Annotated in this window: 9 protein-coding genes and 1 pseudogene; 4 read left to right on the plus strand and 6 right to left on the minus strand. The window is 65.3% G+C overall.

The annotated features are described in order from the left end of the window. Positions 1-8: 8 nt before the first annotated feature. Positions 9-662 carry a hypothetical protein gene (locus DEO23_RS15655; protein WP_109276969.1) on the plus strand — a complete coding sequence of 218 codons (654 nt, stop codon included), beginning with the start codon at positions 9-11 and terminating at the stop codon, positions 660-662. Positions 663-1,096: 434 nt separating this feature from the next. Then, on the plus strand, positions 1,097-2,734 hold the full coding sequence (locus tag DEO23_RS15665; RefSeq protein WP_109276971.1) for a hypothetical protein: 1,638 nt from the start codon (positions 1,097-1,099) through the stop codon (positions 2,732-2,734). Here DEO23_RS15665 and DEO23_RS15670 read toward each other — a convergent pair. The 6 genes and pseudogenes from DEO23_RS15670 to DEO23_RS16645 form a co-directional block, all read right to left on the minus strand. Then, positions 2,713-3,336 (minus strand): annotated as a pseudogene (locus DEO23_RS15670) (DDE-type integrase/transposase/recombinase); the annotation flags it as partial. The gene DEO23_RS15665 and the pseudogene DEO23_RS15670 sit on opposite strands and share 22 nt — an antisense overlap. Positions 3,337-3,614: 278 nt before the next feature. Continuing rightward, positions 3,615-4,136: a hypothetical protein gene (locus tag DEO23_RS15675; protein ID WP_109276972.1), complete on the minus strand. Its 522-nt coding sequence runs from the start codon at positions 4,134-4,136 to the stop codon at positions 3,615-3,617. A 61-nt stretch (positions 4,137-4,197) separates the two neighbouring features. Beyond that, complete coding sequence (locus DEO23_RS15680; protein ID WP_109276973.1) at positions 4,198-4,689, minus strand: hypothetical protein; 492 nt, start codon at positions 4,687-4,689, stop codon at positions 4,198-4,200. Continuing rightward, positions 4,686-6,548 carry a DNA polymerase gene (locus DEO23_RS15685; protein WP_109276974.1) on the minus strand — a complete coding sequence of 621 codons (1,863 nt, stop codon included), beginning with the start codon at positions 6,546-6,548 and terminating at the stop codon, positions 4,686-4,688. Before DEO23_RS15685 ends, DEO23_RS15680 begins: the two co-directional genes overlap by 4 nt. Beyond that, positions 6,545-9,238: a phage/plasmid primase, P4 family gene (locus DEO23_RS15690; protein ID WP_165831886.1), complete on the minus strand. Its 2,694-nt coding sequence runs from the start codon at positions 9,236-9,238 to the stop codon at positions 6,545-6,547. Before DEO23_RS15690 ends, DEO23_RS15685 begins: the two co-directional genes overlap by 4 nt. Positions 9,239-9,362: 124 nt before the next feature. Then, positions 9,363-9,590 (minus strand): helix-turn-helix transcriptional regulator, encoded by a 228-nt coding sequence (locus tag DEO23_RS16645; protein ID WP_109276976.1) that lies wholly within the window; start codon positions 9,588-9,590, stop codon positions 9,363-9,365. A gap of 101 nt (positions 9,591-9,691) precedes the next feature. Here DEO23_RS16645 and DEO23_RS15700 point away from each other — a divergent pair, with 101 nt between their 5' ends. Then, the gene (locus DEO23_RS15700) at positions 9,692-10,318 is read left to right on the plus strand and encodes a helix-turn-helix domain-containing protein (protein WP_133249899.1); all 627 of its coding nucleotides are present in this window, start codon (positions 9,692-9,694) and stop codon (positions 10,316-10,318) included. A gap of 1,416 nt (positions 10,319-11,734) precedes the next feature. Next, complete coding sequence (locus DEO23_RS15705) at positions 11,735-12,580, plus strand: hypothetical protein (RefSeq protein ID WP_133249900.1); 846 nt, start codon at positions 11,735-11,737, stop codon at positions 12,578-12,580. Positions 12,581-12,595 lie beyond the last annotated feature (15 nt).

Below are 12,595 nucleotides of genomic sequence, written 5' to 3' on the forward strand. Positions count from 1 at the left end.
AGTCAGTCATGGCGCAGCAGACGGTCAACCCGAGGGACGTCCAGAAGGTCCAGTCGGCGATCCGCATCGACGGTATGGAGGCGGCGAAGAAGAGGTTCGGGGAGGACTCCCCGGAGTTCAGGAAGGCGCAGCAGGACCGGCAGCGCCGGCAGATGGTCGCGCGTCGGGAGCAGGCGGCCCGGCACGCGGCCGAGGCCAGGTCGGCCAAGGGGCAGCAGGCATCCCCGACCGGTCAGGGTCAGGACGTGGGCAAGCGTCAGGCCGTGGCGGCGGAGGCGGCCAAGCGTCGGCAGTCGCAGACGTCGGACCGCACGGCGCAGAACCAGGCCCAGGCGCAGGCGCAGGCGCAGGCGCAGGCGCAGGTCCAGGCTCAGGCGCGTGCGCGCGTCCAAAGCCAGGCGCAGGCCGAGAGCAGCTCGCGTTCGCAGGCTCAGGTGCAGCGTGCGCACCGGACGGCGACTGAGGCTGCCGCTCGGCGCAAGCAGCAGTCTCCGGCGGCCGAGAGGAAGTCCCATGAGCCGCGGCTGGCTCCCGCGGCTGCGACGCGCATGACTGCGATGCAGGGGAAGACCGCGGCAGAGCGGGTGCAGGCGATGCAGCGCCGGCAGGCTCAGCTGCGGGCTCGACAGCCTCAGGTGCAGTCCCAGGGTCAGACGATGTGATCATGTGGAACGGACCTGCGCTCTACGGCGACGAGGTGTTCGCCGCCGGCTATCGCATCTGCCCCGAGTGCGACGAGATGGCCGCGCTGTACGCGGGGAGCCGTTCGAGCACGCTCCCACGTGCCCCAAGGCCCAGGGACATCCGCTGCGCACGCGAGCAACACCTAGCTGAGGCCCCGGCACTATCACTCGAGCGCTGACGCAGATTGGGCCATCCGAGCACTTCGGTGCACGGATGGCCCTACGCTTCTCGTAAACCGACATTTTCGCAGAATCGCAGGTCAGTGCGCCTTCCCTTTAGTACGATGGGGTCACGCGCGACAGCCCGCCGAGCACGTGTACTGACCTGGATTCTTCTCGGCTGTCCTCGCCCAACTCGCCTTGCTCCCCATCTCGCAGGGGATGGAGCGTTGCCACCTGGAGACAGAAGCATCATGACCATTAACACTGAACCCGACGAGGTCAAGGTCGAGCGTGATCGACGGGACCTGTTCTCGCTCTTCGGCGACCTTCCGGTCGAACAACACTCTGATGCGATCCGCCAAGCGATCAATGAGATCTACGACATCGCTATGTACGAAGAGCCGACTTTCCCTCTCGAGCTGAGCATCCGTGATCTCGACGGGGTGGACGAGGAGGAGCGCGCCCAGGTGGCCGTGGCGAATACGTTCCGCGCCTCTCTCCTCCCGGAGGACCTCGCCAACGATAGGGCTCTGGGTGATGCGCTCCGTATCCGTGATCACGCCCTCACGGTTCTCGTCCATCCCGAAGCTCGCAGAGCCTACGACTACTTCCGCCGTCGCATTCCCCTGTCGCTCGCTGTCCCCGCAACCGAGGACGACTCACCGCGAGTCCGGAGCGACTACGAGGGCACCGTTTCTGCCCCGAGCTACCGGTACGAGGACGTCCCCTGGGTGATCCCTCCGGGATCGTCACAGGAGGTTCCGCCGGTCAACATCTACGACCCGATCTATCAGGCGGGGCGTCGAGCTGTGCTCGGGCCGGTGAAGCCGTCGCTCGCGGCGAGGATCATATTCTTCGCGACCCTCGGCATCGGCCTTCTGCTCGCGCTGTACAACCCGGCGATGCTCGTCCCGATCACCCTGGGGCTCTGGGGCGCGAAGACGCTCCGCTCCACCCTCCACGTCGAGGAAGAGACGTTCCCGTCGGAGAGCGGGTACCGCGGCGCGTACATGCCGTGGTGGACGGAGGTCTCGAAACCCACTGGGAAGGATATTCGCAGGAAGATCCTTCGACTCATCGCCATCCCCTACGTGCCGGTGCTTGTCCTGTTCCTCATCGTCACCATCGCGATCCGCCCCGACCCCGGACCGGTGCTCATCTCCATCGGCATCGGTGCCTTCCTCGCCCCCGCGGTGACAACGCTGCTCATCTTCATACCGATGGACCGGATCAAGGTACACTCGTCCGTCGCCACACGCATCGCACAGCTCAGAGCCCGCGAGGGTGCGATGTCCTGGGACCAGATCCTGACGACGAAGCGCGTCTACTCGGGAGGCGACGGTCTGAACGCGGCGATCGGCGTGTTCGGCGCGGACCGTGTCCAGGCAGGCCTCGAGGGGGAGCGGCTGACCACCCATGAGCTGGTGACCTTCATCCTCGCGGACGTTCCCGGAGCGAAGTTGTTCGACACTCTCAAGTTTCCTGGGTCGCTCAACGCTGACATCGATCATGCGCTGCTCTACCGCGACAAGCTCGCGTTGATCGACTCCAAGCTGTGGAGCCCCGGCATCTATCACCTCGACGGTGGGAGTCTCGAAGCGACTTACCCGGATGGATCGCATTCGTTCTCACAAAGTGCCATGAGCTCGGCGCACAACTTGCTCGGGCGAATGTTCAATCAGATGCCCACGATGGAGCATCTGAAGCTGAAGATGTTCACCATCGTTCACAACAAGGACCCGAAGAAGCCCCTCGTGCTGATCGGTCACCATATCTACGACATGGAGTCCGGGCTGAAGGCCATCGGCGAGTTCCTCGAGCTCGGCCAGGGGGAGGACTATATCGACCCCAACGTCGTGGACGTGCTCTACAACATGGTGAAAAACTGATGGCGCTGGCTGTAGTTGTTCATGACGTTGTCGAAGCCAGTGTGGAGGCGTGAGGCCGGAGGCTGATCGCCGCAGGCGGTGTGGGGTCGATGGTAGTTGTGATGATGGTTCCAGACGCCGAGCGCGTCGACTCGCTCCTTCTCGGAGGCATAGTCGTGGGCGTAGAGGCGCTCGTTGGTGATCAGCCGCTAGTAGCGCTCGACCATCCCGTAGTGGCGGGGTGTGTAGGGCCGGGTCCGCTGGTGGCTGGAGATAAAAGCCCTGGTCGATTGGGCGAACGACGCGGCGCGGAAGTTGCTGCCATTGTCCGTGACCAGACGCGTGATGCTGGTGATGCCGTGCGCGGCGAAGAACCCTCGCGGGCGGTGGAAGAAGGCACTGGTCGTGGCTGCTTTCTCATCGAGCAGGACTTCGGTGTAGGCCAGGCGTGAGAACCCGTCGATCATGGAGCAGAGGTATGTGTAGGCGACCTTCTGCTTGCGAGCGCGCTTACCGGCCAGGGCCCGCTCGCTGCCGCGTCCGTGGGCCCGCCAGCCGCCGCCGTCGGGGATCTTCCCGGACTTCTTCACGTCCACGTGGACCATGTGCCCGGGATAGCGGGCGATGTGAAACTCCGCCGCGACATGCGAGATGGGGCGTCCTCTCTTGACCACCTGCGTGACGGCTCGCTGTCTTCCGAGCACGGTTAGCGGGGCATTACGGTTGGGGCATGGAAAGGGTCTCCTCCCAGCAGAGGCATGGCTTCAGCACCCCTCATCGTGCCGGTCAACGGTCCGTTCCTTCTAGCCCTTCCCCGATGACCACAACGTCATGACCCGCAACACCTAGGGCATGAAGGAGCCCCGTCGGAGCGATCCGACGGGGCTCCTTCATGCCGGGCTCAGGGGGCGGTCTGAGCCCACTGGGGCGTCTGGTCCTCGTCCTCATCGTCGTCCTGAGAGGCCGCCAGGGGCTTCTGGACGTTCTGAATGGGCGTCGGGGTGGTCGTCTTGCCCCGTCCACGCTGCTCGCGCCGCTCCTCGCGCTCGAGGTGGCGCATCTCGACGCCCTCCCGGTCCTCGCACTGCAGGCGGCTCAGCAGCTCGGGGTCGGCGCTCTCGATGACCGTCTCGAGCATCGTCAGCAGGCGCTCGGTGCGCACCTCCTCGGTCTTGTCGACGGGAACTTCCACGGTGCCGTTCTTGCCAGAGCGGGTGGTCGGGGTCTCGGGGACGACCTCGAGCAGGTCGTACAGAGCGTCGACGACCCGGTAGGCGCTGAGCCCGGCGACCTTTGCCGCGGTCTGCAGAGCCGCCTCCTGCCCCTTCGCCTCGGACTGGACGGCCTCGAGCTGTCGCTGCAGCTCGGCCTGCTGCTCGCGGATCGCCTTCTCCTCGCGGGTGAGTTTGCGGTTGAGAGCCATGATGGGTTTCCTATCGGTCGGGTACTGCGGTGGGTGAAGAAGCGGTGGGGCTGCTCTGCGGTCACATGCCGCAGATCGGCACCCGGAAGGCGACGTCGGTGCCAATCTCCTCCGCGAGGACGGCCTTGATCTCCTCGAAGTCGGCGAGGCGCATGCCGGCCCAGTAGGTACGGGCGAGGGCGCGAAGGTCGGTCTCGTCCAGTGTCGCGACGGCGTCTCGGTGCGAGTGGAGCAGGCACTGGGCGATCTGCCAGAAGGTCGGCTCTGCCAGGTGCAGCGTCCAGTCGTCGACAGGGAGCTCACCGTTCTGGCGCGTCACGTTGCGATTGACGAGACAGACAATGCGCCCGAGCGTCTCCAGATCGACCGGCGTCTTGGTGGGGATAGCGCCGAGGCTCTCGAGCGTCACGACGCGCATGATGACGTCCAGCGTGCGGGGGAACTCTGGGTCGGTGTCCAGCTGGGACTCGATCCGCTCGAGCAGGTCGGGGGCGATCAGGTTCGTGGGGCTCTCTCCTGTGATGGTGTGGGTGCGGTCGTAGGTGGTGCTCATGGGGCAATCTCCATATCGGTGGGGGTGGTGGCGACGGGCTGCTGCACATGCCAGGAACAGTCGGGGTCGAGGCATGTTGGTGCATCTCGGTGGGCGCGAGCGACCTCGGGCCAGCCGCTCTTCTCAGTGCGATAGCAGTCGAGCCAGTCGCGTCCTCGATCCGAGGTCTCTGCGAGCACGCGCACAGGCGTCGCATCCGGGGTGAGCTGGTGATCGAACTGGAGCGCGTCACGGAGTGCCCTCTCCGCTTCATCGGCACGATCTTCGGGAACCGACAGGACGATCTCGTCGTGGATGATCGCTCGTAGGCCGGGCAGCAGCCACTCGGGTAGGCGCAGTACGCCTTCCATCATCAGATCGCGGGCAGTGCCCTGCCCCATGGACGCGGGAGCTTTGGTGTACTCCCGGCCAGGCTGGATACGAACCCACCGCCCGAAGCCCGTGCAGAGCACTTGCCGTCGGCCCTCCTCACGGACCCACGCCTTGAACTGGGCGAGGCCGGGGAAGCGCAAGTCGAGGACCGCGAGGTGTCTCCGGGCGTCCTCCTCGCTGATACCTGCCAGCTGCGCCAAGGCGCGAGGGCCCATCCCGTACGAGGTCGCGTGGGTGATCGGCTTGGCCTCGCTGCGGCGTGGGTGATGCCCCGCTGATCGATCCCATCCACCCTCCCCGAAGACTGCGGCTGCCATCTCGTCGTGCAGGTCTTTGCCTGGGGCGAAGGCTGCGATGTACTCCGGATCCTGGCAATGCATAGCGATCGCCCGGGCATCGATCTGCGCGAGGTCGGCACTGATCAGGACGTGACCGGGGTCGGGGAGGAGGAGAGCGCGCTCCAGGGCGTTCTTGCGATCGCGCTTGCCGAGCACGGTCAAGCCCGGTTTCGTCACAGAGATGCGACCTGTCGCCTGTCGAGCGTCCACGTTCGGGTGGACTCGGCCGTCCGTACGTACGTGATCGAGGAGAGTCTGAGCGGCCGACTGCCCGCCGTTGAGGGTGCGCAGGACCTCGCAGAGCTCAACGAGCCCGAGGTTGTCAGCGTGATCCTCGGCGAGGGCGGCGATCACGTCCTTCCCAGTAGCGATCGCGCCCGATGCCGTCCTGGGCGGCTCGACCTCGAGAGAGCGGAAGGCATGCTCGAGGGCGAGCTTCCCGGCAGTCGTGGCGTGCGGCCGGCTCCCCCCGAGTGGGAGGCCAAAGCGCTCGTGGAGCCGCCGCTTCTGCAGCTCGATGCGCAGCTTCTGCCCGGCAACCAGCCGGCCGGCGAGATCGCGGTCCACCCTCCATCCAGAGCTCGCGATGTGCCCGAGACGCCACATCACCCGGTGCTCGCGCCAGACGTACTCGTCGATGACGAGCAGCTTCGACAGATCGCGAACGAGCTCCACGTCCTGGACGAGGTATCGCACGTAGTCGGGGTGGTCGATCGGGATCTGGTCATACCCGTCGAAGTTCCGGGCGAGAGTCTTGAGCACAGATCCGCCGTCACCGGACACCTTGCCGTCACCGAATATCCGGCGGCATACCGCGTCGAGGTTGTAGCGACGCGCGTCAGCACTGTCAGCCAACGGCGGGTCGTTCTGGCGGGCGACCAGCAAGGTGTCGACCACACGGTACTCACGCACCAACCGTCCGACGTCGAGTCCGTGGTACCGCTCGAGGGCAGGCAGATCGAAGCCGAGGACGTTGTGTCCGACGACGAAATCCGCACTCTCGATCAGGCGCACTACGGCATCGATGTCGGTGGTCGTGACGACCGGGGAGTCGTCGACGGCGTAGCCGGCGAGGCGGACGAATCCTGGACCGTAGTCCCACAGGCATTCTTTGCTGGCGGTCTCGAGGTCGAGATAGACAATGCTCATGATGCTGCCCCTCCGAGCTCAGCGATGGTCAGGCCCTTGATGGGCGGAGCTACCCGCGGCACCTCGAAGGTGCCGCCCCTGCCCTCGGACCGGATCATCTCGACTGGAGGCGCAACAGCAGGCTTTTCATCAGCCGGAGCCGGCGTCGGCCGCTTGATGGGGGCCTCGACGATCACTGTGGGTGATGCGGACAGGTCGCGAAGCACCACGGGCACGTCAGGAGCGCCCAAGGCCGGCGCTTCGACGGGAGCATCCGCGCTCTTGTCTACAGGTTCACCGGAGCCTGCTTCCGGAGTAGGAGCCGGGGTCGGAGCGGGAGCCGGAGAGGGGATGTGCGCCGGATGGTCGACGACTGATCGGAAGCGGAAACCCAGCAGGTACTGACCCTGCTCGGGCGGGGGCTTGAGCACGTCCGCGCCGATCGGCCGGCTGAGTATGAGCGGCCGCTGCGGGTTCCCGGCGAGCGTGGAGAGACGGACCCTGCCGGTGAAGCTGACTCCTGCGCGCTTCCGCCAGGTGCTGTCCTCGAGACGCCGACGAAAAGTCGGCTTCGACCAGCGCTTCTGCCCGCCGTCGATGAGGGAGGACATGAGCTCGGCGTAGAGGTCATCCACCCAGATCACGAAGGTCGGGTCTGCGATGAGGTTGTCCGCTGCATACGTGTGGAAGGGGTCGCACTCGTCGCGCCAGCTCTGGGTGTCCGCGGCGACGGAAGCAGGGGGCTCCGGCATCGTTTCGTCGCTCGCGATCCAGCGCCGAGCGCCATCGACGAGCCAGGCCAGGACGGCCTCCTGGGCAGCATCGTCGGTGGTCAGCCGATGCCGCAGGCGCGGGTCGCCGTGACGATCCATCGGCCCGAGCAGGGGTTCGTGTGGCTTGCGGTAGCGGAAAGGGAAGACCACCTTGATGAAGCGCCGCCAGGACCCGTCGTCACCCTCCATGATCTGCAGATCGTGATTCGAGGAGATGAAAAGCGAATCCGTTGCTTCGAACTCGACGAAGTCGTGATGCATGAAGCGGCCGCGGCGGATCTTGGTGCCCACGACCTCCTTCACGCGGAGCATGTCGAAGACGCCGCCTTCGGCGGCCTCCTCCTTGACCCCGAGGCGGCAGCCCTTGAGAGGCATGATCACCGTAGGGTGCACGTCGCTGCGCCCCATGAACAGCTCGCGTGGGAGCATGGTGCTGTAATCGCCGAGAGCCTCCATGATGGAAGCCAGAATCGTCGACTTTCCATTTTCACCACCCCCCTGAAGGATCACGATCCTGTCGTCGTCTGGCACTAGGCCCGTCGCCGCCTGGCCGAAGCGCAGTTGGAGGTAGTCGGCGACGTCGGGAGCTACGGCGGTGAGCGCCTGGTCCCAGTCGGAGTGCCTCGCACCAGGGACGTACCTGACCGGGGTCATCCGTGTCACCAGCCTCGTGGGGTCGTGCGGCAGGGTGTTACCCGTGCGCAAGTCCACGGCAGTCTCCGGAGTGACCAGGATGTAGGGGTCGGTGTCGAACTCTGCAAAGTCGCGCTGAAGAAGACCGCGCAGCAATACAGACGCAGCGACGATTGCGCTCTTGGAGAGTCGCCTGACGGAGCCGGTCAGATCACCACCGGTCTCGAGCGCAACACGAACTTCGCGCTCGGCATGGCGCTGAATGGCCTTGATGATCGAAGTGTCATCGGTCTCTCGCTCCCAGACGCACCCGTTCCACCAGTGCCAGCCCGTTGCTCCGGTGAAGATCCAGCGGTCCCGGAGCGCAGCAGCCAGGCGGTTGGCCACACAGGCGTCAGACCAGAGCGCCGCGGCGATCCCGTCGAGGATGTCCCCATCGCGTACGCCGACCACGGATGCTCCGCCGGCAGAGTGCGGCGAGTCGGCGCTAGAGACGAGGTCGATCGGATCCGCATGCACGAGGTCTTCGATCTTGTAGCCCGCCAAGATCATGTCGGTCAAATCGGCCTTCTCGGGCAGGTCGGCGGGGACGTCGAAGAGCTCGACGCTGGCGGCGACCCCCTGCAGCATGCGGTGGGCCTGGGCACCATGGCGACGACCAACGTCATCGTTGTCCTGGATGATCCGAACATGAGCACCGGCGAGCAGCTGAGCATGGCGATCGGTGAACTTGCCGGCCCCACCGGCGTTAGTCGTCGCAACGAGTCCGATCTCGGCAGCAGTCAAAGCGTCCTTTTCGCCCTCAACGAGGTAGACAAGGTCGTTGGACTCCACCGCCAGCCTGACCAGGGGAGCGTGAAACAAGAGTGAGCGCTGATCGGGGGCGAGTCCCTTCAGGGACCACGAGAAGCCGGAGGGCTTCGAGCTGTCGGGGACTCGCTGGCGAATGTGCTTCTGCCCCGATGCGTCACTGCCACGGAGGACTTGGAAGACGAGATCGCCCTCGGCGGTCACGTAATCGTATGTCGCCTGGTGGGTCAGACCTCCAGGCATCCACTCGGGCACCCCGAGGGCTCGTGCGAGGTCTTGGGATGAGCACCCAGCCCAACAGCGTGCGGAGATCCCTCCGTCGGCATTCTCGGTGACCGACAGAGACGGATTGGTGTCGTTGTGGAGGGGGCAGCGCGCCTTCCACTCCTCGCCACCATGCCGGGTAGTGAGGGGTCCGGATACCAGCTCAAGCTGCTCGAGGATCGTTCCGACCTCGAGCTTGATCTGATCCGCGGGATGGCCGATAATGGACATGAATGGTCCCCTTTTGGGATAGGTCGCGCAGTATGGAGTTGGCGCTCCGTGCGGCCACGAATGGTGATGGACGGCCCCGGCTCCTTGTCGGGGCCGTTTGTTTGTAACCGAAGGTGGGTGGGGGTCAGTTCGGATCGCCGGCCACCGGGTCGAGATGGGCCTCGATCCATGCGTCGACATCGGTCTGCCGCCACCGGACAGATCCCTCACCGAGATCCAGGGCCCGAGGGAGGTCGCGGCCGAGGGCACGGCGGCGGTACACGCCGCTCTCAGAGAGCCCGATCTGTGATGCGACCTCACGCGCGGTGAGGAACGCATGGTGCGCACGCGCTGGCGAGAACCGGGTGGTCATCACTCCTCCTAGAACAGAGAGTACAGAATCTAGAGCGTGTGTGCACTACTGTAGCGCGCCTCGTTCCCGTCGACAAGTCTTAGATCGCGTACTCTGTGTACATGTCTACGCCCTCCATCCCTGAAGCGGTCGGCTCCTTCGTCAAGAAGGTGCGCCATGACCACGAACTCACTCTCGATCAGATTGCGCTTGCCGGACGGCAGGAGGGCGCTGGGTGGAGCGCGAGCAGCGTTGCGAACATAGAGAAGGCCCAGGCTTCCCTCACTCTCGCGACTCTCATCTACCTCGCGCTCGCGCTCGGGAAGTGCATTGGCAGCCACCTTCGGTTGAGCGACTTGCTGGGAGACGCTGACACCGTGCAGCTCGAGCCAGGTCGGGGTACCGGCATGACGAGGGAGTGGTTCGACTTCATCCTGAACGGTGGAGAAGTGGCTCGCGGGAGGAACGATTTCTCGGGAGTGACGGAGTTCGTGCTAAGCCAGGAGCCAGAAGGCTCGCCGCTTGTCACTGAAGAAGCGGCAACCGCGGCAAGCATTGCGGAGGTGCGCGCAGCGAGGAGGCTGGGCGTCGATGTTGCGACGTTCAAGGATGCCGCGATCGAGCTATGGGGGCACTCGCTCGACGACGAGTCGCGGAAGCGTGCAGGTGCAGAAAGTACACCCCAAGCCCGAGGAAGGGTCACACGCCACCTCGTTCACGAGGTTCGCGCGCACCTGCGCCAGGACTGAAGGGGGCGACGGGGTCGAGCAATCCCGACGGCTTGGGGTGGCCGCGGGGGACGCGACTCTGGAGCGGGATCGCAATGGTTCAGGCGACGTTGTGCAGGCTGTGCAGGCCCTTACTAGAGTCTCTCAGGGGAAGCCTTGAGGAAGTTCTGAATCCGCCGGCACAGCCTGCACAAGCTCAGCTCAGCTCAGCCCGGCTCGGGGGTGCAGCAACTAGGCTTCGACAGCCTCGCGGGCCCCACGGCATCGAAAAAGCTCGTCTCCTGGGGGTGCCGGTGGGGTCTTGGCTTCTTCGGTGTTCACGGTGCCCGGACGTGCGCTGCGAGCCGTGCACCGATGCAATCTCATCGACGCATGCGGTCTGAATTGTGGCGCGGCGACCGATTGGTGGTCTTCGTGTCTGGCGGAGTCCTGAAGGGTTTGCCCTCCGCTCAGTGCTCGTTTATGAGGATCGAACCCTTCGGCCGAGACCCTCGCCGAAGACGGGTTCGTCAAGCACGGCGTGGCCGTGGTCGAAACCGGCGCTGTCTCCGGCCCCGACTCCCACCAGGGAGACGATGGTGTGTTCTGGGTGCTCTCTGCTTCACGCACGGGCACCGTGTACCTGCAGCTGAGCGACCAGGTCGAGCCAATCGAGATCGGCGATGGGCAGGCCGTGCCTGACGTTGAGGGGGTGGCTCGCGCCCGGGAACAGGAGCTCCCGGCCTCGCCGACCAGCTGCGCGCCGAGGCGACGGAGTCGTCTTCCTCGCTCGGGGAGCAGCTCGGGATGCTGCGGGACGCCGGGCAGAGCATGGTCGACGAAGTTCATGAGGTGGTCGAAGCCACTGACCCCAAGTACTGAGCGCCACCCTCTCAGTCCTGTAGAATGGCTATGTCTCTTTGTCTGAGACGTTGCCTCTGACCAAGGCACCAACGAGCCCCATCTCACGAGATGGGGCTCGTTGCATTCTAGCGACAGTCCGCGCTGCGCAACGGATTTCCGGCTGCGCAATGTTGATCCGTGAACTGGAAGTGGATCGCAAGGCCGAGTGCTGGTTTATCAACATCATGGGCCGCCGCGCCAAAACGTGTTTGGGAATGTCTCTCCGAACCCTGTTCCGTGAAAACCTCTCACGGTAGAATGTGAGTAAGCATTCTAGGGAGGTTCTATCTGGACGCTCCCCTCGATCAACCGGGGGTTTTCATGAATGTCAATGACTCCATCAACAGCTCCACCTTCCACGTCCCTCTCTCAAGGGTCAGGACGGCTGCGTCCAGGAGCGTCCCGCTGACGCTCCTGGCGAGCCTCGTGCTCGGCGGAGCGCTCGCTCAGGGACCGACCGCTTCCTCGTACGCGGACCCGTCCACCCACGGGGCGACGTCCGGAGTGATCGCCGGTCGCACCGATCAGACGGCCGGGACGGATCCGACCTCCGCCATGACGCTCCCGGCCCTGCCGTGCGGCTCAGTCAAGGTCACGGGTCCCGGGCATGTGGGATCGAGCCTTACTGCTGAGACTGCCAGGTGGCCTGACGGCACCAAACTGACGTATCAGTGGGTCGTCTCAGGGCTCCCCGACGGTGGCGGCTACACGATCCCGGGTGCGACCGGTTCGACGCTGGCCCTGACTCCCGAGCTCGAGGACGGACTCATCGAGGTGTACGTGAAGGGGGCTCGAGAGGACTACACGGCTGCGACCGCGTCGTCCTTCTTTGCGGGGCGCGTTCTCCCCGACGCGCAGCACCCGAGTGCGACCACGATCACTGGCACGTTCCGCGTCGGTGAAACGGTCACGGCGATCCCGCACGACTGGGCCCGCGACACGCGGCACGAGTACGTCTGGGCGGCCGGAACCGGTGCGAAGCTGGAGTGGCTCTCTGGTGATGGTGGCCCCAGCCTCACGGTCACCCCGGACCTCGCCGGGAAGCAGATCGGCGTCCTGGTCACCGGTGCCCATGAGGGATTCCCCGAGAAGCGCTTCTCCACCCTCTTCGGCCAGGTCGAGCCGGGAGTTCTCGACGTCTCGACTCCCCAGATCGCCGGCACCCCCGCCCTGGGGCACACCCTGAGCGCGGTGCCGGGGGAATGGACCAGGGACACGAAGCTCTCGTACCAGTGGTACGCCGACGGCGCTGCTCTGCCCGACGAGACGAAAGCGAAGCTCGAGGTGACGCCCAGCCACCTCGGCAAGCGCCTCTCGGTCATTGTCAGGGGCGAGCTAGGGCGCGTCTCCTATTTTCGTAACCAGGCCACGACCGCGCAGAGGACCACGCAGGCTCGGTAGGAGATGGCGTGCTTG

The organism is Brachybacterium endophyticum, assembly GCF_003130585.1.
GTDB lineage: Bacteria > Actinomycetota > Actinomycetes > Actinomycetales > Dermabacteraceae > Brachybacterium > Brachybacterium endophyticum.